Annotated in this window: 23 protein-coding genes and 4 pseudogenes; 13 read left to right on the forward strand and 14 right to left on the reverse strand. The window is 53.5% G+C overall.

Features of this window, described 5'->3' with window-relative positions; all coding sequences use genetic code 11:
- Nucleotides 1–112: 112 nt before the first annotated feature.
- Nucleotides 113–661, forward strand: a pseudogene (locus KRAC_RS43250) (IS6 family transposase); the annotation flags it as partial.
- Nucleotides 662–700: 39 nt separating this feature from the next.
- On the opposite strand, the gene KRAC_RS43255 reads toward KRAC_RS43250, so the two are convergent.
- Nucleotides 701–988: a DUF4158 domain-containing protein gene (locus tag KRAC_RS43255; protein ID WP_007918264.1), complete on the reverse strand. Its 288-nt coding sequence runs from the start codon at nucleotides 986–988 to the stop codon at nucleotides 701–703.
- A 293-nt stretch (nucleotides 989–1,281) separates the two neighbouring features.
- On the opposite strand from KRAC_RS43255, the gene KRAC_RS43260 reads away from it, so the two are divergent.
- Both KRAC_RS43260 and KRAC_RS43265 read left to right on the forward strand, forming a co-directional pair.
- On the forward strand, nucleotides 1,282–1,770 hold the full coding sequence (locus KRAC_RS43260; RefSeq protein ID WP_007918265.1) for a ClbS/DfsB family four-helix bundle protein: 489 nt from the start codon (nucleotides 1,282–1,284) through the stop codon (nucleotides 1,768–1,770).
- A gap of 25 nt (nucleotides 1,771–1,795) precedes the next feature.
- Complete coding sequence (locus KRAC_RS43265) at nucleotides 1,796–1,981, forward strand: hypothetical protein (RefSeq protein ID WP_007918266.1); 186 nt, start codon at nucleotides 1,796–1,798, stop codon at nucleotides 1,979–1,981.
- A gap of 59 nt (nucleotides 1,982–2,040) precedes the next feature.
- Here the strand turns inward: KRAC_RS43265 and KRAC_RS43270 are convergent, their stop codons facing one another.
- Entirely contained in the window at nucleotides 2,041–2,352 is a 312-nt protein-coding gene (locus KRAC_RS43270) for a transposase (RefSeq protein WP_040447080.1), read from the reverse strand.
- Nucleotides 2,353–2,926: 574 nt separating this feature from the next.
- On the opposite strand from KRAC_RS43270, the gene KRAC_RS63690 reads away from it, so the two are divergent.
- Nucleotides 2,927–3,898: a GNAT family N-acetyltransferase gene (locus tag KRAC_RS63690; RefSeq protein WP_007918267.1), complete on the forward strand. Its 972-nt coding sequence runs from the start codon at nucleotides 2,927–2,929 to the stop codon at nucleotides 3,896–3,898.
- 498 nt (nucleotides 3,899–4,396) lie between these two features.
- Here KRAC_RS63690 and KRAC_RS72635 read toward each other — a convergent pair whose 3' ends face one another.
- From KRAC_RS72635 to KRAC_RS43290, 3 genes are all read right to left on the reverse strand, one after another.
- The gene (locus KRAC_RS72635; RefSeq protein WP_244422507.1) at nucleotides 4,397–4,774 is read right to left on the reverse strand and encodes a hypothetical protein; all 378 of its coding nucleotides are present in this window, start codon (nucleotides 4,772–4,774) and stop codon (nucleotides 4,397–4,399) included.
- 58 nt (nucleotides 4,775–4,832) lie between these two features.
- Nucleotides 4,833–6,008, reverse strand: a complete 1,176-nt coding sequence (locus KRAC_RS63695; protein WP_007918274.1) for a sensor histidine kinase — start codon at nucleotides 6,006–6,008, stop codon at nucleotides 4,833–4,835.
- A 369-nt stretch (nucleotides 6,009–6,377) separates the two neighbouring features.
- On the reverse strand, nucleotides 6,378–7,367 hold the full coding sequence (locus KRAC_RS43290) for a transposase (RefSeq protein ID WP_157507847.1): 990 nt from the start codon (nucleotides 7,365–7,367) through the stop codon (nucleotides 6,378–6,380).
- A gap of 865 nt (nucleotides 7,368–8,232) precedes the next feature.
- On the opposite strand from KRAC_RS43290, the pseudogene KRAC_RS72640 reads away from it, so the two are divergent.
- Nucleotides 8,233–9,357 (forward strand): annotated as a pseudogene (locus KRAC_RS72640) (IS630 family transposase).
- A 14-nt stretch (nucleotides 9,358–9,371) separates the two neighbouring features.
- On the opposite strand, the gene KRAC_RS69700 reads toward KRAC_RS72640, so the two are convergent.
- Nucleotides 9,372–10,507, reverse strand: a protein-coding gene (locus tag KRAC_RS69700) for an IS630 family transposase (protein WP_085954436.1) whose coding sequence is annotated in 2 segments (ribosomal slippage) — nucleotides 9,372–10,078 and nucleotides 10,078–10,507 — 1,137 coding nt in all. Because the reading frame shifts where the segments join, the coding sequence is not laid out codon by codon here.
- A gap of 13 nt (nucleotides 10,508–10,520) precedes the next feature.
- Here KRAC_RS69700 and KRAC_RS74910 point away from each other — a divergent pair.
- On the forward strand, nucleotides 10,521–10,805 hold the full coding sequence (locus KRAC_RS74910; RefSeq protein ID WP_007918285.1) for a hypothetical protein: 285 nt from the start codon (nucleotides 10,521–10,523) through the stop codon (nucleotides 10,803–10,805).
- A gap of 473 nt (nucleotides 10,806–11,278) precedes the next feature.
- On the opposite strand, the gene KRAC_RS43330 is transcribed toward KRAC_RS74910, so the two are convergent.
- Nucleotides 11,279–11,875, reverse strand: coding sequence for a TetR/AcrR family transcriptional regulator (locus KRAC_RS43330; protein ID WP_007918288.1), 597 nt, complete (start codon nucleotides 11,873–11,875; stop codon nucleotides 11,279–11,281).
- Between the two features lie 168 nt (nucleotides 11,876–12,043).
- Here KRAC_RS43330 and KRAC_RS43335 point away from each other — a divergent pair, with 168 nt between their 5' ends.
- From KRAC_RS43335 to KRAC_RS67620, 7 genes and pseudogenes are all read left to right on the forward strand, one after another.
- A complete protein-coding gene (locus tag KRAC_RS43335) occupies nucleotides 12,044–12,802 on the forward strand; it encodes an SDR family oxidoreductase (RefSeq protein ID WP_040447093.1) in 759 nt (252 codons plus the stop codon).
- A 358-nt stretch (nucleotides 12,803–13,160) separates the two neighbouring features.
- Entirely contained in the window at nucleotides 13,161–13,385 is a 225-nt protein-coding gene (locus tag KRAC_RS63700) for a hypothetical protein (RefSeq protein WP_052569127.1), read from the forward strand.
- Between the two features lie 53 nt (nucleotides 13,386–13,438).
- Nucleotides 13,439–14,137: an IS110 family RNA-guided transposase gene (locus KRAC_RS43340; RefSeq protein WP_052569128.1), complete on the forward strand. Its 699-nt coding sequence runs from the start codon at nucleotides 13,439–13,441 to the stop codon at nucleotides 14,135–14,137.
- 930 nt (nucleotides 14,138–15,067) lie between these two features.
- Nucleotides 15,068–15,232 carry a hypothetical protein gene (locus tag KRAC_RS74075; protein ID WP_007918151.1) on the forward strand — a complete coding sequence of 55 codons (165 nt, stop codon included), beginning with the start codon at nucleotides 15,068–15,070 and terminating at the stop codon, nucleotides 15,230–15,232.
- 30 nt (nucleotides 15,233–15,262) lie between these two features.
- Nucleotides 15,263–17,089 carry a reverse transcriptase/maturase family protein gene (locus KRAC_RS43345; protein WP_007918290.1) on the forward strand — a complete coding sequence of 609 codons (1,827 nt, stop codon included), beginning with the start codon at nucleotides 15,263–15,265 and terminating at the stop codon, nucleotides 17,087–17,089.
- A 69-nt stretch (nucleotides 17,090–17,158) separates the two neighbouring features.
- Nucleotides 17,159–17,524, forward strand: a pseudogene (locus tag KRAC_RS43350) (transposase); the annotation flags it as partial.
- Nucleotides 17,525–17,762: 238 nt separating this feature from the next.
- Nucleotides 17,763–18,445, forward strand: a pseudogene (locus tag KRAC_RS67620) (IS6 family transposase).
- Here KRAC_RS67620 and KRAC_RS43360 read toward each other — a convergent pair.
- From KRAC_RS43360 to KRAC_RS43385, 7 genes are all read right to left on the reverse strand, one after another.
- A complete protein-coding gene (locus KRAC_RS43360) occupies nucleotides 18,425–19,033 on the reverse strand; it encodes a hypothetical protein (RefSeq protein WP_244422063.1) in 609 nt (202 codons plus the stop codon). The pseudogene KRAC_RS67620 and the gene KRAC_RS43360 sit on opposite strands and share 21 nt — an antisense overlap.
- Nucleotides 18,943–19,455: an IS1/IS1595 family N-terminal zinc-binding domain-containing protein gene (locus KRAC_RS77155; protein WP_007908413.1), complete on the reverse strand. Its 513-nt coding sequence runs from the start codon at nucleotides 19,453–19,455 to the stop codon at nucleotides 18,943–18,945. The genes KRAC_RS43360 and KRAC_RS77155 overlap by 91 nt, the downstream gene beginning before the upstream one ends.
- A 310-nt stretch (nucleotides 19,456–19,765) precedes the next feature.
- The gene (locus KRAC_RS43370; RefSeq protein WP_040447095.1) at nucleotides 19,766–20,152 is read right to left on the reverse strand and encodes a transposase; all 387 of its coding nucleotides are present in this window, start codon (nucleotides 20,150–20,152) and stop codon (nucleotides 19,766–19,768) included.
- Between the two features lie 566 nt (nucleotides 20,153–20,718).
- Nucleotides 20,719–21,507, reverse strand: coding sequence for an IS110 family RNA-guided transposase (locus tag KRAC_RS43375; protein WP_338010158.1), 789 nt, complete (start codon nucleotides 21,505–21,507; stop codon nucleotides 20,719–20,721).
- Nucleotides 21,458–21,628 carry a hypothetical protein gene (locus tag KRAC_RS72645; RefSeq protein WP_157507851.1) on the reverse strand — a complete coding sequence of 57 codons (171 nt, stop codon included), beginning with the start codon at nucleotides 21,626–21,628 and terminating at the stop codon, nucleotides 21,458–21,460. Before KRAC_RS72645 ends, KRAC_RS43375 begins: the two co-directional genes overlap by 50 nt.
- A 364-nt stretch (nucleotides 21,629–21,992) precedes the next feature.
- Nucleotides 21,993–22,988 (reverse strand): transposase, encoded by a 996-nt coding sequence (locus KRAC_RS43380; RefSeq protein ID WP_211221426.1) that lies wholly within the window; start codon nucleotides 22,986–22,988, stop codon nucleotides 21,993–21,995.
- Nucleotides 22,912–23,424 carry an IS110 family transposase gene (locus KRAC_RS43385; protein WP_040447099.1) on the reverse strand — a complete coding sequence of 171 codons (513 nt, stop codon included), beginning with the start codon at nucleotides 23,422–23,424 and terminating at the stop codon, nucleotides 22,912–22,914. Before KRAC_RS43385 ends, KRAC_RS43380 begins: the two co-directional genes overlap by 77 nt.
- Nucleotides 23,425–23,793: the final 369 nt, after the last annotated feature.

A 23,793-nucleotide genomic window follows, 5' to 3' on the forward strand; every position in this document is an offset into this window, starting at 1 on the left:
GAACGCGAGATGATGCTGTGCCAAATTATATGAGAAAGCCGATCCGCTGGAAGCGCTTGGCAGCGTGGCACGTTTTCTGAGAAACCGTAAATTTTATCTAATAAATGACAGTCAGCAATATGCTTCTGAACTTGAACGACGTTGCCGTCCTTATTTGAAGCCCTCGACTGACTCGTGGAGAGTCGATGAGACCTACATCAGAGTCAAGAAAGAGTGGGTATACCTCTATCGCGCAGTTGATTCACAGGGAAACACGCTCGATTTCTTTCTCAGTCTCACCAGAGATGCAGAAGCTGCCAAGTGCTTCTTTCTGAAAACCTTCGCTGCGTCTCATGCCACAGAACCACGGGTGATCAACGTGGACAAAAACGCGGCGTATCCCAAAGCATGTGCTGAGTTAAAAGCGGAAGGACACATTCCTGAACACTGCGAATTACGACAGGCCAAGTATCTCAACAACCTGGTTGAACAAGATCACCGCTTCATCAAACGGCTAACGAAACCTGGAATGGGCTTCTTCTCGATGAAGACAGCATGGCAAACATTACGAGGCTACGAGATGATGAATATGCTGAGGAAAGGACAAGTGCAAGGAGTGGAGAAAGGTGATGTGGGAGGGCAGGCCGCACTGGTTGCCAAACTGTTTGGAGTGGCAGACTAACTGAACAAGGAGAACCTCTTCACGTCCATCTCGCCTTCGTCATAGTTTTTGCAACACAACCATATCAGGCACCACCTCTGGCGGCAAGCGCAGGCTGTCGCGAACATGGCCGATCAAGGAGCCAGGGATCGTCTGGGGTTCGGGAAAGTAGTGCAGACGCTGATAGACTTTGAGTAAAATCATCAGGGCGAACTTTTGCGATGCGCCCCGGACCTTACTGTTCACAAAGTCTTTCTCAGCAGAGGTCGGGGTATAGAGTTCACGCAGCTCTTTGGCGGAGGGAGCGCGGGTAAAACGAGGATAGGCCGTTCGTTCAATCGCTGTCATATATGCGGGTCCTTCCTGCCCACAGAGAGTACTCTCTGCATTGCAGAGATGAGGGTCAATAGACTCATCCTAAAGCAAGAAGAACAGAAATGGCAACTAGAAAAGAGCACTATAGGATATTTTGGTGCTTCTCAAGCGATACAAACGACAAGTGCGAGGTATTCAAAAACGTTAGGATAGTCTTTAATGCTTTTTGTAATATCTAAAAGTACGTCTCAATCAGGACACAGTATAACCGTATTCGCTGCTATACTCAAGGAAGAAGTTGAAAGATTGTAGAAAGAGCTAAAACTATGACGGAACAGAAAAGCAAAGTAGAACTTTTAGAAATGAGACGTGGGCTCTATACTTATTTCGATGCGCTGATCGCAGGTCTGAGTGAGCAGCAGATACAAATGCCGGGGGTTAATGGCGACTGGTCAGTCAAGGATCACATCGCCCATCTTACGTTCTGGGAGCGCCTGAACCTGCTTGAAATATTGAAAGCTATCGAGCAAGGTACGAGCTGGACCGATCCAGGACTTGAGAGTACCGAAGAAGTGAGAGACAAGACCAACCAGCAGGTTTACCTGCAAAACAAGGACCGTTCGCTGGCAGACGTGCTGTCCGAATTTCAGGCAACGCATCAGCAGGTCATGGAGTATCTCGAAAAGCTGAGCGAGGAGGAGTTGAAGACGCCATACGCATGGTTAGGAGGTTACACGATCATAACATGGCTTAGCGAACCAAACGGGCACTACCAAGAGCATGAGCAGTATATTCGCGACTGGCTGGCGAGGTAGAGCAGCGCAAAGGAGTAGGTGCTTTATGAGCATTCAGCTATTGCGCGAGGAGGCCCGGCGCTTCCTCGCGCGCTATCATTTTCAACCAACCAATCTACCGGACGTGTTTAAGCATCTGGACACGGTCCAGTATGACACCGACTCACATGATGGTGGTTCTCTCGAGCTTTTGATGATTGAGGAACAGGTCCATTTAGATCGCTTTTGCTAAAAGTATTGCAGCACCGCTTCCGAAGTTGCCGAAGCTCGTCCGACCGTAGGCTTATCTCTTCAGAAGCTTGAGTTGGTGGATATGGCCCTCCACAGCCTCTGACTCCAAGGCAAGGTGAGTCCGGCTTTGACAGCATCATAGTTTTTTTTGAGTCCTCGCGCAAAACTCTTGAGTTCAGAGATCCCCTGCACTTCGACCTGGGCGGGCCATGCATCCAACTGTTCGCCTTTTCGCTCTCGCAGCATGGTCGTAAAGCTTTGGATCAACTCATAGGCCTCTTGGACAAACAGTTTGGCTTTGCGAATCTTAGTAACAATGTGTTCTTCTTGTTGCGTGAGCGTCACAGGTGGCTTCCACATAGCTGGTTGCATCTATTTCCTCCAGATCCGTTCTCTTGTCCCAACCATCTTTTGATGGTTGCGTCGGTGAAAGCGCGTGTATCCTATTTGACGTTTACCCCAACCGTATGGTACTGTATTTCCATGAACACTGTCTACTTGAAGGGGGAAATGCCTCCCCCTGGATGGATGATCCATCGGAACTGTAACCGCAAAACAAGCACCTCTGCCGCATAAGTCCCAGCACAAGATTGGCTTATGCGGCAGAAAAGGGTGCCATGCTTCCTCATGACCTCAGTTGAGATCTCAACTGGGTATGGTTTGTTGGGCACGCTTTTCTCCCTCTCGTTTCTTTCTCTCCTTGTCGCTGGGTGGCATACCATCTCTTTGCTCGCTCACCTGGCTTGATGCAGTTTGCTTCTTCCCTACTTTTGCCGATGTTACCGCAATGAGGTGGTATCTATCTGCGCACTTGTTTTCCATATGAAAGCAGGTGAAACGATGTATTGATGGCAATAGCGGCAACCCCTGACCGGGAGAAATTCCGCCGATCAGGCACAGGAAGCATTCAATAACACAGCAATGAGAAAAATAAGGAGACAGACACATGAACACAGCACAGAAGCTTGCGCGTCCTGGCGGACCAGCGCTTGTAGAAGCCATGAAATTTGTCACCATCTGTCGAGCACTGGACCCACAGAACGATTATCCGCACATTGGCGACCTCCAATGGTGGTGCCGAGATGGTTCGCTTGATGATCAGCAGAACTGGCATTTTTGGTATCAAGAAAATGGTGAGGCGCTTGCTCTAGGGATCATTGCCGGGGATGAGATCGTCTGCTTGCTTCATCCCGACTTCCGTACGCGCGAGCGCTATCTTATGGTACACCAGTGGGCAGTGCAGCGCGTAAAAGAGCGCGCTGGGCAGCAGGGCGAGAACCAGTATGAGATATGGGAACAAGCCTGGGGTTTAGCCTCCGGCGACGATCTGGAGATGGTGAGTTTTCTTGAACGTGAAGGATATGAGCGCCAAGAAATGTACTATCATTGCTACCGCCGACCGCTGATCGAGCCTGTGCCAGCCCCCGTTTTGCCCACAGGATTCACACTTCGCCCGGTTGCTGGAGAGGCTGAGGCAGAGATGCGAGCTGCGCTTCAACGTGATGCTTTTTTCCCAAAGGGGAGCAAGACCTACGAGGAAGGAACCTTGCGACAATTGGCAGTGATGCAGATGCCCCAATACGATCCTCAGCTCGATCTGATGATCATGGCCCCTGATGGCACGCCAGCAGCGGGCTGCATTTGCTGGGTGGACCCTGTGAACCGCGTGGGCCTGTTTGAACCGGTGGGAACGCGCCCGCAATTTCGTCGTCAAGGATTGGCAACGGCGCTGATGCTTGGCGGGTTACAGCGCTTACGCGAACGGGGGATGCAGGCAGCACTGGTGACAGGCGCTCATCCCGGGAAGGAGGAGAAGAGTACGGAGTTTACTTCCTCGCGTTTCGTTTATGAAGCCGTCGGCTTTCAATTGCTGTGTCGGACTTACCTGTATCACAAGGTTTTTGCCACGACCATCTAAACATCTTTCCATACCTTGTTTTGCAGAAAAAGGGATGGAAGAGAGCCTGCCAGCTCCCTCTTCCATCCCTCGGTCAAATCTGGAGATATTCTCATCACAGAGGATTACCCAACTCTATTTCTCGACCGAAGCTCTGATATGCAGCTCTGCCCATCGGTTGACATCACCAAAAGCGGGACAGATCCCAAACGTAAGCACTTGCCCCGAAGAGTGAGCACCGGCAGAAACGTAATTGGGGAAACCGCTCCAGATCTTACTTCTTCTCTTGCCGTCTTGTAAATTCCTCTGAAAACCTGGCACGAGAGACAAAAATCTCTCCCTCAGATCTGAACCTTCCGTATCAATTGTTCAGATGATGTAAGAGTGCTTAGGCAGGGGTTGTCTTGGCTTAAGGCTGCAAGATGACCGTATTACCTAGGCGTTCCAATGGGCAAACGAGCCGTTGTTGAATCTTCTGTTTATTTGCGATGGGAAAGGAGTCAGTTCCTCTCTTACGGCTCACCTCCATTGTGGGGACACGACTTCCAGAGATGTTCCTCCTGAAAACTGATTCGACGCTTGCTCTGAAAGATCACCAACAGGGCGTCTTTCCACATGAGATTTTCCTCTACGTGCTTCCCTGATGGGAGCAACAATGAGTGGTTCTTCCAGACACCCGAAGACAGCTTCGTCTTCAAGCTTGACTGCCTTATTATTTCCATCGTTTTTAGTATTGGGATCTTTCCTCCGTAGTGTACCAACTTCGTCCATCGAATTCTTTTTCATTCTGAATGGTGCACCTACGGTGCATGACGCTTCTTCTGGAACTCCTGGATAGCAAGAGCTTTTTGTCGTCTCATCCTCAGTTCCATGCCGGGTGGTGCGGCTGCGACGCATGGTTTCTTTGGAACTCTTTTGTCTGGTGGCACATACCTGCCGCGAACCCGTTTCTGGACTATGCGCTTTTCGAACTCGTTGGAAGAGGCAAGGCGACAAAAAAGGTTGTCCCCTTTTCCTCCGAAGACTCTACCCAGATGCGCCCACCATGCCGCATAACAATTTCTTTACAGATGGCAAGTCCCAGTCCCCATCCGGGTGTCGCAGAGGATCGCGCTTCAGGACTGCGATAGAATGGTTCAAAAAGAGTCTTCTGCTGTTCTTGGGAAAGCACAGGACTTTCATTGTAAACCGCAAGGATGGCCTCTCCTGGTCTCTGGCTTATCTCCACGCGTATGGGTGTGTTCGCAGGGGAATATTTGAGGGCATTGGTGACCAGATTGCTCACGACCTGAGAGAACCGTCTATCGTCGGCTTGCACGACCACAGGATCAGCAGGCAGTCGCAGATCAATCGAACGATCTGTCTGCGATTGCTGTTCTTCAATGACTTGCTGACACAGACAACGCAGATCACAAGGGGCCAGATGTACTGGTATCTTCCCTGAACGTAACGTATTGATATCAAGCAAATCATTTATCAGGTCCGTGAACTGCTGGATTTGACTATTCACCTTGTCCAGAGTGTCATACATAGGGAGCCATTCAGGATGCTGTGCGCTTTGCCTCTTCAAGCGGCGCTGGAGCAATTGCACAGATCCATGAATACGGGTGACTGGCGTCCTCAGTTCGTGGGAGGCAATCGAGAGAAACTGATCTTTGATCCGATTCGCTTGTTGGAGTCGAGCATTGCTCTCCGCCAATTCCTCAGCTTGTTGAGCCGCTTCCTGGCTGGCATGGAGAAGCTGCTGCTGGTAGTTTTTCTGGATTACGATCAGAGCCAGGAAGAGGAGTTGGATGAGAATAAACGGCACAAATGAAACAATCTCGGGCCAGAGGAAAAAATCAATAACCCCTAAAGGAGGGACAATCCAGTAATCTAAAGCGAGTACTTCAAGAAGCAAAGCCAGGAGCGCTGGGCCGATGCCCCAGAACCACCCAACTAGAAGCGTTGCAATGACAAACGGGGGCTCAATAAAAAAATCCTGAATTCCCCACGATCTCTCAGAGAGTGGAATCACAAATGCAGCAGCAGCAAAGAGAACGGCAAAAGGATAGCCAAGCAAAGGGGAACGCCACCACACGTGACGGTGGTCTGCTTGGAGATGCTTTTGTTGTTTCTCATTAACCTTCATTGCCTACCTCGAAAGGATAGGCTACTTGCCTACTTGTTTCGTTGTCTCGTCCGTGTTGAAAGAATCCCCTTGTTACGCCAGTGAAAAGGAGCAAATATTTCAATGAAGAGAATGGACAAGTGTCATCTGTTGGTCAATATGTCCTTCTATTACCAGCTCTTACACCATCTTGGTGAATGATGAGCTTCTATTTCTCGCTTCTCGCATTTTTCGAGCTCAGATACAGATGGTCTGTCCCTCTAGTTTAGTACCGGAATGGTTAACGGTCAATCCAGGCACTGTACATGAATTTACAACTGCCGCGTATAACGGTTCGCTTCTGGAGCGGTTTCTCTGACGCCAATAGCTGTGCTGCTCAGACGTATAGAATCATTCCGATGGATTCGGAAGCAACTTCAATGCAGATCGTCGAGCCGAAACCTTCAACGGCTCATAATGGCCTTCTCGATGGCGGCGATGCCGCTCTCGATCATACAAAAGGGGTGCTGGCGGCTCCTTGCCCGTAGGAACTTTGCTCAAGACCTCTGCATCTGTTTTGAGCAACGCATACATCGTCTCGACAAGCTGGCCAGCAACTCGACCAATGATGCGTAACTTTCCCGTGCGTTGGCCAGTGTGTGGATCAACAGGACATTTGGCCTGAACTAGCCGCTCGTAGAGCTTGGCCCACTCCGTATCACGGGTAATCAGCCCAGTGACAATGAGATACATCATTTGCTTCATAGTGCGGGTGCCTCCGTGCGTTTGCCTGGTCGAATCCAGCGTTGAGCCAGATTGTTTCACCGTGGGAGACCAGCCGCAATACGATTTGAGGCTGCCTGCATTAGGAAAATTCTCAATGGAGCCAATAGCAGCCAGGATCGTCGCCGTTTGGATAGGACCAATCCCAAGCGATTGCACAATTTGCCCTTCCCGTGATTGCCCAAGGATTGCGGTGATCTCCGTTTCTAACTGGGCCATATGTTCTTGCAAGAGGCGAAGTTCGCGAATCAGTTGGGTTTGCTCAATCATCAGACCTCGCTGACGCTGCATATCTTTAGTTCCAATGCTGGAGGCGGCCAGGCGCTGAAGGTCAAGCAGTTTCGCATCTGAGAGCATTCGAACCTTGCCTTGTGCCTCCTGAAGGGTGGAGAGAGAAGCCGTAGCCAGAACTGCTGGAGTTGGGAAGCGTTCGCGGATAGCGAGTGCAGTAGGAAGATTCGGATCTTTGAGAACCTGGGTGAACTCCGGGAAAAGCTCATCGCAAATGGCAATGAGCTTATTCTTGCGTTGCGTTACCTCACGCACTAGTTCATAGCGATGACGAATCAAGCCTCTGAGTTGAGCAGCAGTGGCATTGGGAGGAAAGGCTTTCCGCACAAGCTGGGTTTTGTCTGCAACTTGTATTCCCAGCGCGAGTTGGTTATACAGTGTATTGGCCAGGCCGAGGGCATCGCGTTTATCCGTTTCATCACGGCAGAAGGCCGCTCCTGAACGTGCATCATATACACAGGCAAATCCAGTTCTTGAAGGAATTGTTGGAGCGCTTTGTGGTAATGGCCCGTTTTTTCCAGAAGGACTGTATAATGTTCAAGCGGAGCAAACTCACGCATGCGTTCTACCAGCGCCTGCGCATCCTTCCCGGCTATTCTCAAATGCCAGAGCAGGACAGGCTTCAAAACGTTGATGCCGTTCCAGAAAGGTTTTGGAAACAAAGTCAGCTACGTGCTTCGTTTTTCCAACATCAATGCCAATAAAGAGCGATTCGTGCTGAAATAGCGGAACAACTTGGAGTGCCTTTTTCGCCTGTCTCTTCATGGGCTTCATCCTTCCACGAGGGAGCCAACAAGGCATGATGCCACAACCTGGGTGGATAGGCCAGCGCCCGTGGAGACACCGCTCCCATAGACAGGCCAGGAGTTCCAACAGGTCCCCACAGACGTATCAAGGGTCCCAAAGTATCTCCCCCACTGAGCAACCAGGGGTCTATCCCCATCACTCTTCAAGGGGTCTGCGAGCACTGTCCTGAGATAGCTAGTCCCAGGTTGCCTATCCACGCTCAAGAATACCAGAACTTTTGTTCAAAATCAAGATTCCGCCTGTCACCCTTCGCGTCAAAATCCCACCCTTTGTGTCAAAAAGTGCTCACTCTTCGCGTCATTTACCAGTAATTGGGACTGATTGCTCTAGTAGTCAGTCCAGATTGAAATTTATGGTATGCTGAGGAAAAACGGGAGAAGATCTCATGGGACGACCAGCTCCGATGCACCTCAGCGAAGACGAACGAGACCACGTGCAGGTGTTTGTGCGACGTGGCAAAGCCAATGCGCGAACCCTCACACGGGCGAGAGTGCTGTTAAAAAGCGATACAGGCTGGACGGATGCCGAAATCGCCCAGGCTTTCGACATCTCGGAGCAGACAATCCGCAACATTCGCCAGCGCTTTCGTGCGGGAGGCGTCGAAGCAGTGCTAACCGACAAACGGCAAGAGCGCCGACGCCAGGCACTGGCGGATGAGCAAGCTGCCCATCTCATTGCCATTGCGTGTAGCAAGGTTCCTGATGGGCATGACCACTGGACGGTGCGCATGCTGGCAGGCCAGGCCGTCGAATTGGGATATGTCCGAAGGATCTCGCCGGAAACCGTGCGCCAGTTACTCAAAAAAACACGTTGAAACCGTGGCAGCACGAGCACTGGTGCATTCCAAACGTCGATGCTCCCTTTGTGGCAGCCATGGAAGATGTGCTGGATTTGTACGCCCAGCCGTATGATCCAGAAGCACCTTTGGTCTGTTTTGACGAGAAGCCGCTGGTGGTCCATGGAGAGGTTCGTGAGCCTCTGCCCGTGAAACCGGGATCTCCCCAACGTTCTGATTACGAATATGAGCGGTTGGGGACCGCCAATCTGTTTGTGTTCGTCGAGCCCCTGGCTGGTCGCCGTTGTGTCGAGATGACCGACCAGCGCACCAGGCTAGATGCGAGCCCAGACGATCCGCTGGCTGGTGGATGAGGTCTATCCTGATGCTCGCGTCATTCGCCTGGTCATGGACAACCTCAACACTCATACGGTGGGCAGCCTCTACGAGGCGTTCCCTCCCGAGGAAGCCCAGCGCATCTGGAAACGGCTGGAAGTGCATTATACCCCCAAGCATGGGAGTTGGCTCAATATGGCCGAGATCGAGATCAGCATCTTTGAGCGGGGCTGTTTGTCCAAACGGGTCAAAAGCTTTGAACATCTGTGGCAGCACATTGAGGCCCTGGCCAGCGAACGCAATGCACAACGCTGCCAGATCCATTGGCGCTTTACCTGTGCTGATGCTCGTGCTCAGATGCATGATTTGTACCCCTCGCCAAAAATCAAACTGGACTGACTACTAGTATTCTGTCATGCTTCAATGGATGGGTAAAGACGCTTGAGCTTGATGCGCGCATCAGCCGTGGTAAAGCGCCAGTTGATGGTCACTTTTGCCTGGTTGCGCTCCTGCTGCCAAGCATCCACCTGAGCAGTAAGCGCCTGCATGTTGGGAAAGCGATCGGACAAGCATTGCCGTGCGAGAACGGACAGTTCGATCTCGGCCATATTCAGCCAACTCCCATGCTTGGGCGTGTAATGGATCTCCAGTTTTTCGGTCAGCCGTCGAGCTTCTGCGGGCTCAAAGACCTCGTAAAACGAGGAAGGCGTATGCGTGTTGAGATTGTCCATCACGAGCACAATTTTTTCGGCATGGGGGTAGTGAAGGTCAATCACATCACGCAGAAACAGCGCCCAGTCCTTTTTGGTTCGCCGCTTGCTCACGCGCACCTGGCACGCTCCCGTTTCCGGCTCCATGGCGAGAAACACGCTACACACTCCTTTGCGTTCATATTCGTAATCGACGCGCTCTGGCTCGCCGGCTTCCATCGGGATCGGCTTGCGCGTGTGAGCCAGCACTTGTTTGCTTCCCTCATCCATACACATCTTCGGCACCCGCGGATCATAGGGACGCTGGTACACTTCCAGCACATCCTCCATGTGATACACACATTCCGCATTCGCTTCTGGCGGAATGCAGAAAGGCTTTTTTCGCCACGGTTTCAGTTCATTTTTTTTAGTGTGACCCAGACGGTATTGTGGCTGATCTGATCAATGTACCCCAGTTGCACCAGCTTCTCGGCGAGCATCCGCATCGTCCAACGCTTTTGTCCCCCTTCCGTCTGGCTACAGGCCAGCGTGACCAGGCGTGCTTCCAGTTCTCCATCCATTTTCCGCTTCTGGGGCCGTTCCGGCTGTGGACGCCGCACCAGAGCATCCAACAGCCCTCCCTCAACAAAGCGTTTGCGCACCCGTTCTACTGTGGCCCTTCCGACTGAGAGCGCTTCGGCGATCTGCTCATCTGTCCACCCTGGCCCTCCCTCTGCCTGATCGGCTTTCAGTAAAATTCTCGCGTGTGTCTGACTGCGCGCTGTTGCCTTCCCTCCTGTCAGCAGGCTTTCGAGCATCTGGCGTTGCTGGGCATCTAACTGGACGCTATACTTCTTCATGGAGCCTCCTTGAATGGATCTGTTTCGTTTGTCCTTCAAGGATACTCCATCTTTTTCAGCTCATCAAATCAAGGATGACAGAGTACTAGGTGAAGCTCAACTGTATTGGGGAAATGGAACAATAGAGAAAGAAGTAAACGACAACAAGCGAAAACAACGCCTTGACGCGAAGGCACCTATCGAGAACCAGAGGAACGCGGCGTTGTTTTCATTGGAATTGACCGCCCTCATCGAGAACCCACTCAGTATTCGCGTGCTGACATGGGCCAGGGGTGGTCGGGGCGTTCTCCAGGGGTAAGAAAAATGGCTTTCTGAGCGTTTCACGCACTTGTTGTTGTCTCCATGGTGGGAGAACCACGCCAACATGAGCGTTCCTCGTGAGATCTTGAAGAGGATCTCATCTGATTGGAGGAGAAGCATGTCTCTCGAAGAGAACCAAAGAAGTCAGACAGCATTGCTGTTAGTTGATCCTTATAACGACTTTCTTTCGCCCGAAGGCAAAGTATTGGTAAATGACGCGAAGAATGAGCACTTTTTGACGCGAAGGGTGAGCAGCATAACCATTAGCGGCCGGTCAAGCCGCTCCACAAGTGAGCGTTTGTAGACCGTTTTTGTCAATTCGAGCAGCAACGAACCAGTGCATTTCGAGTTTTCCCTGCACTCGTTCATACGAGAAAGCGGGCTGAAGGATTGTGTCATGTCCCAGCACTGTGACATAGTTGACCCACCTTATTGGGGCACTACAGGTGCTCCTTAGATGGAGCGGCAGTATCAGGTCAAGCGCAATTGGAGGAGTCCCGCGATCAGCAGCTCGACCATGCGGCGGGCATCGTAGCGCGGGTCGTTGTCGGCGCCAACGCAGAGGTTGCCGATGCCACGCATCAGTTCGTAGGCATCAATATCGGCGCGGATCTCGCCGGCTTCAGCGGCGGCGGCAAGCAACTGAGCGCAAACAGGCACGAGGCGGTCAAGGAAGTAGGCATGCAGTGCGTCGAAGCCGACGCTGGCGGGTTGCAGGACCGCGGCGAGTCCGTGCTTCGTGACCAGGAAATCAACGAAGAGGTTGACCCACTGACCGAGTGCAGCGTGCGGCGAGCCACCATTCGCCAACAGGACCGGACCAGCCTCGGCGCAGGCCTCGACCTGATGGCGGTACACGGCAACAACGAGATCCGCTCGTGTCGGGAAGTGGCGGTAAATCGTCCCCATCCCGACGCCAGCTGCAGCCGCGATGTCACGCACCGGCGCCTCGACACCGGACGTGACGAACACGGCGGCGGCGGCGGCGAGCAACGCCTGCTCGTTGCGCTGCGCGTCGGCCCGCTTCTGCCGGGCTGGTTGCCCCGCTCCCTCGTCGATGGTGGTCATCGCTTCATTCCCTCCCTCAAACAATAGCTTGACATACGGAACATTGTTCCGTATAATGGTATCGGAGCAGTGCTCCACTTTCTCATTATATCATGGAGGAAGACGGTCATGCAATACCGCACCCTAGTGACGGTGTTGGCCATAGTTCGATGCAAAAAGGAGATTACTATGCAGGACAAACCTGTCGCCCTGGTCACTGGGGCCAACAAAGGAATCGGTCTTCAAATCGCGAAGGATCTCGCGGCGCACGGCTTCACCGTGCTCGTCGGGTCGCGCAACCTCGAGAATGGGGAGACAGCCGCGAAGAGCATCGGAGCGGCAGCCCACGCCGTGCAGCTCGACGTTACCGATCAAGCCTCCATCACCACCGCGGCGGAGCGCATCCGCAACGAGTTTGGCCGCCTCGACGTGCTCGTCAACAACGCGGCCATCTCGCAGACGGGACGGCGGCCGGGCGTGTCCATCGAGGAGTACGCCAAGTCGACCCTCGTGAGCAACGTGTCCCTCGATGAACTGCGCGCGGTGTTCGAGACCAACGTGTTCGGCGTCGTCGCCGTTACCCAGGCGATGCTGCCGCTCCTGCGCGAGGCGCCGGCAGCCCGCATCGTCAACGTGTCGAGCGGCGCTGGCTCGCTGACGATGCACTCGGACCCGGCCTTCGCTTACCGCTCGGGCTTCCGCCCCCTCTACCATGCTTCCAAGACGGCTCTCAACGCTATGACGCTCGCCATGGCGATCGAGCTGGAGTCGACCGGGATCAAGGTCAACGCCGCCTCCCCGGGCCCCACCAAGACGAACCTCAACAACTATGAGGGTACGGAGACTGTCGAGGAGGGCGCTCGCGAGGCGGTGCGCCTTGCGCTGCTCGGCCCGGACGGCCCGACAGGTACGTTCTCGCACACAAAACTCGGACGGCTCCCGTGGTGATGTAGTATCGGGCGCGTGATCGAAGGGATCGTCGGGAAGGTTCTAAAAGGCCGGCGCGACAACGTCGTGCTGGCCACCAAAATGCACCTGAGGAAAGCCCTGAAATTTATTGGTAAATGACCTACGAAGCATGATGACTCTCTGAGTCAGAGAAAATGATGAAAATGGGATAGAATACCCACGAGGCCAACGTGTAGAGATCGGCTCACAGTGGTGTGCTTCAACCCGTCTACGAAGCTGATCCGGGTGCGTCCAGCAGAGCTGATTGTCGCCAGATTGAAAGAACTGAGCACGCGTAGGAAATTTGTGTCTTACTTCGCACCTCTCGTTGGTCGCGCGCTGTGACGAAGAACGCCTATTGAGAGAAGTAGGAGTTGGCATACAAGTCGTCCATGAGCGCTGTTGCGGCTTAGATGTGCATAAAAAGACGGTAGTAGCCTGTATTTTGATTACCCTGGCCAATGGAGAAGTTCAGCGTCATATCAGGACCTTCTCTACCATGACGGCTGGTTTGTTGGCGCTTTCTGATTGGTTGGAGAGCCTAGCCCTCACGGTGATCGCCATGGAATCGACCGGAATTTGACTTCAGACCGGTGTTTAACTTGTTGGAAGAGGGCCGCAACGTCATCTTGGTCAATGCTCAGCATATGCGCATCCATTCCAGGTCGCAAGACCGATATTAAAGATAGCGAATGGCTCGCCGATTTGTTGCGCCATGGGCTGCTCAAAGCCAGTTTCATTCCGCCAGCCCCTGTTCGTGAACTGCGCGATCTCATCAGATACCGCAAGAGTTTGGTCCAGGAGCGTGCGCGAGAGGTCAATCGTGTGCAAAAAGTGTTGGAAACCGCCAATATCAAGCTGTCCTCGGTAGCAACCGATGTGTTGGGCAAAAGTGGGCGGGATATGCTCTCTGCATTGATTGAAGGGACCACCGATGCCGAAATCCTCGCCGAGCTGGCGCGTGGGAAATTGCGGAAGCAGCTTCCTCAATTACAGCAGGCTTTAGATGGTCGTGTCCAGGCCCATCATCGACTCTTGCTCAAACCTATTCTGGCTCATATCATCTTTCTGGAAGAGACCTTGGAGCAGCTGCAACAGGAGATCGAGCAACACCTCTGCCCTTTTGAGGAGACCATGACCTTGCTCATGAGTATTCCCAGTATTGCCGCCCTTGCTGCTGCGACTATTCTGGCAGAAATTGGCGATGATATGACGCGGTTCCCTTCCGCCAAGCATCTCGCGTCGTGGGCTGGGGTGGTGCGCTGTATCACGCGCTTGAATATCCCTGGCGCAGCCAGGAAGAACTCGAAAGGAGGTTCTTGGGTCAATGGCTGACCCAGCGTTGAAAGACAACGGGGACTGTAGCATGCCACTGAAAGCGGGAGAACACCTGAAGACGCTTAAGGAACCGTCCCACAAGACCCGTGCAATATGGTGAGAGCTAGACTGCTCAAAATCTAATTCCCAATTGGTGTACGCCCACACCCACCGCTACAGCGCCTAAGAGCGATGTCGCCTCATGGAGTGAACCCAGATTCCGACACTCCACCTTTCGTGGGGCGAGATGAGAGACAGCGAGTCTCTTGAAGGGAATGAGTGGATCACCTACGTTGTGCTCGTACGTATTCAAGCGACGGAATGCAGGATTGTCTACGGGTGGAGACACCTATGATAACGGAGTTCCCGTAGTAGTGCGCCCATGTGGCACAAGAACCTCTCTCACCCGTCGGGGTGGGTCCACTGAAGCAGTGTGGATAAACCAGCAACTTACTTTCGCTCGAAAGAGTCGAGGGGACCGTAGCATGTTGAATCAAAGGCGAGTGAAGTCCCAGTACCAGGGGCCAGAGGCTCGTCAGGTAAGTCGTGTATGGTGAAGACTGATTGTCTGAAGCCCAGTCAAGGCGGAACCGGGGCAGCCCACAGGAAACGGTACTAGCGCCTGTGTTCGACGTTGCCGGGAACGGTACTACTTCCCGACAAAGCTTCCGACGGAGCCTACCCGTAAGGAACGGGAAAAGACGTAAAGGACACCTGGAGCACGAACTGAGATTCTTGGAGGCAACTTGGGGTTGCCCTAACCACCGCGAGGTGTATGGGTACAGAGGGACCGAAGTAGTCGCGGAAGTCACGCCCCGCCGGGGCCTGTGAGAAAGACACAGACAGGGCGAAGGGTCCCAGGAACTCGTCTCAGCGGCAGAGGTTGGCCTGGATGGGCCACACGATCTTTGCGCAACGAGGCAAAGGGTTCTGGAGAGCTACAGTGCCATGAAAGTGGCCCGCTGGGTTCGGGAAGAGACCGTTGGAAAAGGGCTGAGTCCAGGAAACCACCTGAAACATCAGGCAGGTCAGGACAGCATCAGTACCTCGCTGGCGGTCTACTTCATGTCAGAGGCAGGGAAAACCTGCTGCAAGGCAAAGGGGAACAGGTGATGTGATAGTGAAAACAGGGAGGTGCGCGAGATGCGCTCAGCCGAAACTGTACTCAGTATCATTCGAGAACGTGGTAAACGAGGATTGCCACTGGAAGACATTTATCGACAGTTCTACAATCCAGAGCTGTACTTGATGGCCTATGGACGCCTCTATGCGAATAAAGGTGCTCTAACCCCAGGATCGACCCCTGAAACGGTAGACAGGATGTCGCTGGCCAAAATCGAGCAACTCATCGACGACCTTCGACATGAACGGTATCGCTGGACACCAGTTCGGCGCACCTACGTCGCCAAAAAGAATGGGAGACTGCGTGCCCTGGGCTTGCCCACCTGGAGTGACAAGCTCTTACAGGAGGTGATCCGCCTCATCCTTGAGGCGTATTACGAGCCGCAATTCAGCTCCTTCTCTCATGGGTTCCGTCCTGGTCGAGGCTGTCACACTGCCTTAACTAGCATCACAGACAACTGGAGTGGAACGAAATGGTTCATCGAGGGCGATATATCCCAATACTTTGACACGATCGATCATACTGTGTTACTGACCATTTTGGGAGAAAAGCTCAAAGACAACCGTTTCTTGAGATTGCTATCAAACCTCCTCCGGGCAGGATATTTGGAGGATTGGAAATACCACCGAACCCTTTCCGGAAGCCCGCAGGGCGGGGTGGTCTCACCAATACTCAGCAATATCTACCTGGACAAGTTTGATGCCTTTGTCGAGCAAGTGCTCATTCCAGAATATACACGGGGAGCCAAAAGACGACCCAATCTGCACTACGAAGCATTGAGAGCACAGGCCAATCGCAGGAAACGCGCGGGAAAACGAAAAGAAGCGCAACGGCTCTGGACACAAGTTCAACACCTGCCTTCCAGAGACCCACACGATCCTGACTACCGGCGCCTCAAATATGTCCGATATGCAGATGACACGTTGTTTGGCTTCATCGGACCAAAAGCAGAGGCTGAGGAAATCAAAGGAAAGATAGCCAACTGGTTGAGAGAGAATCTGAAGCTCTCCCTGTCTCTGGAGAAAACGTTGATTACCAACGCAAGCTCAGATATGGCTCACTTCCTCGGCTATGAAATCGTCGCCCAACGTGCCAACGAGAAGCACAACTCCCAATCGGGATATCGGACCGTCAATGGCAAGATGGGATTACGAGTTCCTGCCGAGGTCATCCAAAAGCGATGCACCAGATACATGCGCAAGGGAGTTCCTGCGCATCGTAATGAACTGATCCAAGATGATGATTACACCATCATCAATCGTTATCAGGCCGAATACCGGAGTCTGATTCAATACTATGTGCTGGCAATCAATGTAAGCTGGTTTCACCAACTTCATTGGGTCATGCAAGCCTCACTCCTCAGGACACTCGCCCGGAAACATCGGACAAGCCTGAAAGCCATGGCCGAAAAATTCCGAGCGACAACAGAGACTCCTTACGAAAGACTGTCCTGTTTAGAGATAGTTGTTGAACGAGCAAACGGAAAGAAGCCCTTGGTAGCACAGTTCGGAGGCATACCGCTGAGACGGCAAGAAAAGGCAATCCTGACCGATCTCGATCCAATCTACTCTCAACAGCGAGGCCGCGACCGCAATGAACTCATCAAACGACTTCTTGCGGAGAAATGTGAACTCTGTGGTTCGCACACGAACATAGAAGTCCATCACATTCGCAAGCTGGCCGACCTCAGAGAAAAAGGAAGGAAAGAGAAGCCTCGGTGGGTGAAGAAAATGGCCCAAAGAAGGCGAAAAACCCTCATCGTTTGCGCCAACTGCCATGAGAACATCCATCGAGGGGACGGAAAACCACAAACGCGAAAGACATCACTGGAGAGCGGAGTGCGGTGAAAATCGCACGCTCCGTTCGGCGGGGGCCAGGCGAAAAAGGAGTTACCAAACTACCTCGTCGGCTGGCTACCCGACTGCCCAGGCAACAAGCAAAGTGGGGGCAAACGGCTCAGCGGCAAGACGACCCAAGGCAATGCGACGTTACAGGCTATTCTGGCAGAAGTGGTCTGGGTGATCTCACACATGAAAGATAACTATCTTTCCGCCCAGTACCACCGCTTGGCGCGTCGTCTGGGGAAGAAGAAGGCGATCGTAGCGGTTTCCCACAGCCTTCTGGTGATCATCTATCACGTGCTCTCTACCAAGCAACCTTACCGCGATCTGGGGGCAGACTATTTCGAGCAACGAGATAGCACGCGGCTGACCCAACGTTCTGTCCGGCAACTTGAGGCTCTCGGCTACATGGTGACGCTCGTTCCCAAGGAGGTTGCTTAGCGAGTCGGGTGAGGATTCTGATTTTCATAGGAAGTGAGCAGATCTGGCCCTCAAACGTGGAAAATTGCCCTCAATCTTGAGCACTGGGACACACATTTCTTAGAAAAGCGCTCCTCATCGGGCTTGTTCCATCGATGTCTTGTAAATTGAAGGGAGAGAAAGAGAGATTTGCGTTAGCTCTCCTGGAGGGGTATTGTCAACTTGGTAAGATAGCTGAACAATATGCTAGAATAGCTGTATGAAAACACACACCACTCCCACCAACTACAAAGGGTTTCGCTTCCCGCCTGAAATCGTGTCCCGCCTGAAATCGTGAGCCACGCGGTGTGGTTGTATTTTCGCTTCTCGCTCAGTTTTCGTGATGTGGAAGAGCTTCTGGCACAACGAGGAGTAGTCGTGAGCTATGAAACCATGCGACAATGGTGCTTGAAGTTTGGGCAGACCTACGCGAATAAACTTCGTCGCCGTCGCCCCCATTGTGGAGACACATGGCACCTGGACGAGGTCTTTCTCACGATCCGTGGCGAGAGACAGTATCTCTGGCGAGCAGTGGACCAGGACGTTGCCGTCCTGGACATCCTGGTGCAGAGCCGACGGAACAAGAAAGCCGCCAAACGGTTTTTCCGCAAGCTTCTCAAAGGGTTGCAATACGTTCCGCGCGTGATTCTCACTGATAAGCTGAAGAGTTATGGTGCGGCGAAACGAGAAATCTTGCCTGGTGTTGAGCACCGTCAGCACAAAGGGCTGAACAATCGTGCGGAAAATTCGCACCAGCCCACGCGACTGCGTGAAAAGAAGATGCGGCGATTCAAGTCCGCCAAACAGGCACAGCGCGTTCTCTCTGCCTTCGGTCTCATTGCTAGACATTTTCAACCGCGATGTCATTGTTTGGTAGTGACTCTATTGAGAAGTGGTATGTAAGGGAGTCGTCAAGAACGCGAGGAAGGACCAGGGATGATCGGCGAGGCCCAAAGCCATGGCAGGAGTGCGTCGCTGATATCGTTGTGGAGTCCCCTCCCTTGGGAGGCGTAACGCCCGATGAGGACGTATCCAGTTGTGTTCAAAGAGGTGCAGGTGGAGCAAGGCATCGAAGGTGACATCACGTTTGGCAAAGGCATGGGTCTTGCGTGTGAGGGCATTGAGCCGATCGCGGAGAGCACCGTTGGCCCGCTCAACATGGACGGTTCCGGGTTGGATGATGACCTCGCCCAAGGCGGCACGGATCTCAACGGAGAGCAGTTTTCCATGCTCATCACGGTGCTTGATGGTCTGCGTCAAGCACACATCTGGAGGGACGACCAGTGGGGGACGACCGCGCTGCCCTGAGCGGACCGGCTGACGATAGGCTCGAGTGAGGATGGCGGCATAGCCCCGCCAGCCATCGCTGCACCAGTTCAATGGACGACCCTGGGTACGCGCTACGGTGAGGGTGACCGCTCGCTCGACGAGATCGTCGCCGATGCGTCCAGTGGCACAGGCGGCAATGAAGCGGCTGGGGCGATCTTGCACGAGGCAACCCCAGCGTTCACCGGCATCAACTTCGTCGGGGGCTCCGTTTTTTTGTGCACGAAGGACCAAAACTCATCGATTTCAACCGTCGAGAGGCGCAAGTCCTGCGTGAGAATGGCCGTCAAGGCTTCCGCATGCTCGCTTGCCCGCCGCAACCATTCGCCAATCGTCTCGTACTTGTGGCCCGTGATCTCTTCTGCCGCCCGCAGACTTCCCCGACGCATCACGACCAGAAGCGCCTGGGTCACCTCGGCTACTGGCGTATGGAGGCGATACATCGGCGTGCCTTCCGTTTCACCAAAGAAGCGGCCACATCCACGGCACTGGTAGCGCCGTCGTCCTTTGCTGCTACCATTGCGAATGACGTGGGGCTGTTCACATGCAGGGTTGGGACATGCTGGCAGGGATGGTATGGGTGTCATGGTTCGTCCTCCTGACCTCTATTTTACCACTTCTCTCAAGAGTCACTACCCATTGTTTGGGAGCCGAGGAATATCGTGCCATTTTACAGGACAGATTTCAAACCTGAAACGCGGGTGACTGGCGTCAAACTGGTCGCATAGCCACACAGATCTCCTCGCTCTTCCTGGCCTCCGATACCTATTCTCTTCCTAACTCATCAATATATTTCATTCCTGCGAACAAGTTCTTCTGAAAACGCCGTACGAAAAGCAAAAAAAACCTCCCTCTCGAACCTCTTCAGCATCTTCTCATTCAGTTCGCTCGTTTCATTCAAGCGGCCGGCTGTGGTTGTACGCTGACCTCATAGCCCAGGCGTTCTAGCCGTTGGACGAGGCAGCGCTGTTGCCGTTGTTTATCTCGCTCGTGTAAGAATGTCACCCCTTTTTCCTGATAATGCTCACCCGTGAGCATCATGTGATAAAAAATGATCAGAATGCTGTGCCCGACGGCAACCGCTGCCCGCTTCTTCCCGCGCCGCTTCCCAATCTGTCGATAGTGTTCTCCGAGGTACGTTTGGGTCCTACCTGCCGCATGAGCAGCGTGGATGAACGCTGCTCTCAACCACTGATTCCCTTTACGAATGCGCCCGCTGAGCCGTTTGCCAGCACTCTCATGCTGGCCAGGGCAGTAGGATAGGCCGCGGGCGAGGTACTGCATAAACAGCCCTTTTCCCCCGGCCCTCCTCCGAACGCCGCATGCGAGTTTCCAGGCACGGCGCTCTCCAGTGCTTCTCTGTTTCCAGTGAGTCTTCCTTCAGTTATGGCAGAAGCGCATCTCGCGCACCTCCCTGAAAGGAAGACTCCAAGCACCTGCTTGGCTTCCCCCTGTGGCCAGCTCTCCTGGCTTCCCTGATCGGGCGTGACTCCGACGAGTACTATCCAAGCTCCGTAACCATGAGGGTCTCCCCTTTTAGGTCATCCTGCATTCCGTCACTTGAGTACGTACGAGCACAACGTAGGTGTTCCACTCATCCCCTTCAAGAGACTCGCTGTCCATCATCTCGCCTCACGAAAGGTGGAGTGTCGGCATCTGAGTTCACTCCATGAGGCGACACCGCTCTTAGATGCTGTAGCGATGGGTGTGGGCATACACCGATTGGGGATTGGAATTTGAGCAGTGTAGCTCTCACCATATTGCACGGGTCTTGCGAGACGGTTCCATAAGCGTCTTCTGGTTTCCTCTCGCTTTCAGTGGCATGCTCTTGTCCCCCGTTGTCTTTCGACTCAAGGTAAGCCATTGACCCAAGAACCTCCTTTCGAGTTCCTCCTGGCTGCGCCAGGGATACTCAAGTGCGTGATACAGCGCACCATTCCGGCCCAGGACGCCAGGTGAGCAGCATCTGGGAAGCGGCCCATATCCGTCCCAACTTCGGCGAACAGAACATACAAGATGCGTCGGCTCCCCCCGGTAATCTCTTCCAAACGGGCAAGCGTCTCCTCGCAGGGATGCAAGTGCTCCTCGAGTTGGTGCTCCACATGAGCAATCGAGTGATCAAGGGCTTCAATCAAGCTGAGCAGCTCCCGGAGGACGAATTGAACGTGTTCCCCACCTTCACTCTCCAAGGCCTGGACCAACTGGTCGTGTTTTGGCTGCAGGCTGGGATGAGCCAGGTTTGCTAACCGTTGAGGGTCGGTTTCTCCTGCCGCCAGCGCCGACAAGATGGCTTTGCCCGAGACGCCAAGGATGTCACTGAGAACCGCGCCCAATTTGATGTTGGCTTCTTCTAACGCTTTGTGCAACCGGTTGACCAGTCGGGCTCGTTCCTGTACCAGGGTCACACGCATTCGCGTCAGATCTCGCAACGCTTGCTGTGCGGGAGGTGGCACAAAGCTGCCTTTGAGAAGGCCATGTTGTAAGAGGTCCGCGATCCATTCAGCATCTTGAACATCGGTTTTGCGGCCAGGCACGGCCTTCATATGCTGAGCATTGGTCACAATCAGTTCAAAGAAGCCATAGAGGTGATCATAAACCCGCCTCCAGGAGCCATTTGCGTAACCGCAGAAGATCTCCAGTCATCGTCGCGAAGCGCCGCAGTTCTTTGGTCCGTCGCCTTTGTTCCACCTGGCTGAGGCAAACGACCACAAAGCGTTCGTGGACATCAATGCCGCTACAGCGCGCATAGAGCACTTCCATTCACTTCCCCCTTCCTTTTTCTCACAACACTTGGTTCGCGAAGATCCCCAGCGAGGTGCCATTATTTCTCATTTCTTCTTCGTGCTTCCCGAGGGAGCGACAAGGGGTGGTTCACCCAGGCACCAGGGGACATCTTGACAATGAAACAAGCTCGATGGCCTTAAACTTGTTCTCGTCCTCTCGCTGGAAGCTCTTCTCGGGGTTCATTGTAGCCCGTTTTCATAGAGGGTGGTGTGCCTTCGGCACATGATATCTTGACAGTACCCACTTATCTACTTTGCGGCTACAAGGCACCTTCCTTAAGGTTCATGCCATCTGAGAGTAAGCTCTACAGGAATAAGCAAAGAGCAGTGCTGCCATGTTTTCATATGTGTTTCGGCAGTTGAATGAGCTTTCTGGGCTGTGTGCCAGGCTTGAGCGAACGATAGTGACCTTCTTGATGGCGTCGGTGCGTTTCTTGGTCATAGAGCATTGGTGGAGGAGGATCTTGTCCCGTAGGCGCCTGGCTGAGAAGTTCCTGGTCGGTTTTGAGCAAAGCAAAGATCATGGCGGCCATCTGCCCGGCGATCCGTCCGATCACTTTGAGCTTACCACGATAATCCTTGATCCGCTCATCGTAAGTTGCTAGCCGAGGAAGCAAGCGACGGTAAAGGCGAGCCCACTCACAATCCAGCGTCGTCGCACAGGCAGCCATGAGAAAGAGCATCTGTTTGACTGGGCGCACCCCAGCTCTGCTCAGTTTCGTCCGATCAAACGTGACCCCCGTTTGGTGCCGACGAGGCGCCCACCCGAAGTAAGACTTCAGTTCCGACGCTTTTTCAAAATTGGCAATATTGCCGATCGTGGCAATGATGGTGGCCGCCTGGACAGGCCCAATTGGGGGGATGGAGAGCACGATCTGTCCCTCCCTGCAATTGGTCACGATGGCGCAGATCTCTGTTTGCATGAGGTCCAGGTGTTCCTGGGCGAGTCGTAATTCTTTGAGCAAAAGGGACTGTTCGAGAAGGAGCCCCTTCTGCCGGTCAACCTCCTTGGTGCCAATCGTCTCGCGGGCAAGCTGCTGGAGCTTGAGGAGCTGAGCGTCAGAGGGAAAGTTTCTCGCCCGCAGGGCTTGCAGAGCCGAAAGACTGGCGGTGGCAAGGGCGGTGGGCGTAGGAAATTGCTCTCGATAGCTCAGGGCGGTGGGCCGATTGGGATCATGGAAGACCTGGGTGAACTCAGGAAAGACCTCATCACAGATGGCGGTCAGCTTGTTTTTCAGTTGCGTCCCATGATGGCTGAGTTCATAGCGGTGTCGGATCAATCCTCTCAGTTGAGCGGCTGCCCCTGTGGGCACAAAAGCTCGTCGGACCAACTGCAATTTGTCCTCGCGCCTTCGCACCCAGTTCCAGCTGCGTGTAGAGCATGTTGGCTAAGCGTAACGCATCCCGTTTGTCGGTCTTGAGCATCCCTTTGGGGCGCTCCTGGACATGAATCCGATAGACGGTGATGTCCAATTCAAGTAAATACTGCTCAAGCAGCCGGTGAGAGTGACCTGTATGCTCAAGGAGAATAGTGACCTGTTCGAGGGGCACGAGCTCGCGAATACGGTCCACCGGGCTGCGGAGTCCTTCCCGCGATTGTTCAAAGGCGAAGGTTGGGCAGCCCTCGAAACGTCCATGTCGAGCGAGCAACGTTCGGGAGAGAAAACCTGCGACATGCCGGAACTTCCCGATATCCACCCCAATATACAGCGTTTCTTGAGAAAGCATCGGAGTGAGAACCAATGCTGATCGCGCTTTTCTTTGTTGAGTCATGCATCTCCTCCTTCTCTCAAGGGGAGCCATACCGCGCTACCTGGCCTGGGGTGAGAGAGGCCGAGGGCCGCGAATGTGCCTTGCCCAGTTACACACCAAAGGTCAGCACGGGCATCCTCAAAGGTTCATCAAGGATCACAGCACATTCCCCACTTAAGGAACAAGAGTCGATCTCCATAACGCAGGTAAGGTTCTCCGGCTCTCACTTCTCAAAGGAGCTACCCTTGAGCGCCCCTCTCATGGAACATATTACCTAAATCATCGGGAGAATTCAAGATGGCGTGTGTAACGCAGGGCCTCAGCCGATCAAATCTGGCGAGCCATACATCCCTGTCGTTCTCTAATAGATCTGATTATTGAACTTTTATT

This window comes from Ktedonobacter racemifer DSM 44963 (assembly GCF_000178855.1).
GTDB classification, from domain to species: Bacteria; Chloroflexota; Ktedonobacteria; order Ktedonobacterales; family Ktedonobacteraceae; genus Ktedonobacter; species Ktedonobacter racemifer.

Coding starts and splice junctions, on each gene's coding strand:
- KRAC_RS43335 (WP_040447093.1), top strand. CDS start 12,044: ATGCAGGACAAACCTGTCGCCCTGGTCACTGGGGCCAACAAAGGAATC.
- KRAC_RS43270 (WP_040447080.1), bottom strand. CDS start 2,352: ATGCAACCAGCTATGTGGAAGCCACCTGTGACGCTCACGCAACAAGAA.
- KRAC_RS74075 (WP_007918151.1), top strand. CDS start 15,068: ATGAAAGTGGCCCGCTGGGTTCGGGAAGAGACCGTTGGAAAAGGGCTG.
- KRAC_RS77155 (WP_007908413.1), bottom strand. CDS start 19,455: ATGACACCCATACCATCCCTGCCAGCATGTCCCAACCCTGCATGTGAA.
- KRAC_RS43370 (WP_040447095.1), bottom strand. CDS start 20,152: ATGCAGTACCTCGCCCGCGGCCTATCCTACTGCCCTGGCCAGCATGAG.
- KRAC_RS43265 (WP_007918266.1), top strand. CDS start 1,796: ATGAGCATTCAGCTATTGCGCGAGGAGGCCCGGCGCTTCCTCGCGCGC.
- KRAC_RS63695 (WP_007918274.1), bottom strand. CDS start 6,008: ATGAAGGTTAATGAGAAACAACAAAAGCATCTCCAAGCAGACCACCGT.
- KRAC_RS43255 (WP_007918264.1), bottom strand. CDS start 988: ATGACAGCGATTGAACGAACGGCCTATCCTCGTTTTACCCGCGCTCCC.
- KRAC_RS43345 (WP_007918290.1), top strand. CDS start 15,263: ATGCGCTCAGCCGAAACTGTACTCAGTATCATTCGAGAACGTGGTAAA.
- KRAC_RS43330 (WP_007918288.1), bottom strand. CDS start 11,875: ATGACCACCATCGACGAGGGAGCGGGGCAACCAGCCCGGCAGAAGCGG.
- KRAC_RS43260 (WP_007918265.1), top strand. CDS start 1,282: ATGACGGAACAGAAAAGCAAAGTAGAACTTTTAGAAATGAGACGTGGG.
- KRAC_RS43385 (WP_040447099.1), bottom strand. CDS start 23,424: ATGACTCAACAAAGAAAAGCGCGATCAGCATTGGTTCTCACTCCGATG.
- KRAC_RS72645 (WP_157507851.1), bottom strand. CDS start 21,628: ATGGAAGTGCTCTATGCGCGCTGTAGCGGCATTGATGTCCACGAACGC.
- KRAC_RS63690 (WP_007918267.1), top strand. CDS start 2,927: ATGAACACAGCACAGAAGCTTGCGCGTCCTGGCGGACCAGCGCTTGTA.
- KRAC_RS74910 (WP_007918285.1), top strand. CDS start 10,521: ATGGATCTGTTTCGTTTGTCCTTCAAGGATACTCCATCTTTTTCAGCT.
- KRAC_RS72635 (WP_244422507.1), bottom strand. CDS start 4,774: ATGCGTCGCAGCCGCACCACCCGGCATGGAACTGAGGATGAGACGACA.
- KRAC_RS43340 (WP_052569128.1), top strand. CDS start 13,439: ATGCTCAGCATATGCGCATCCATTCCAGGTCGCAAGACCGATATTAAA.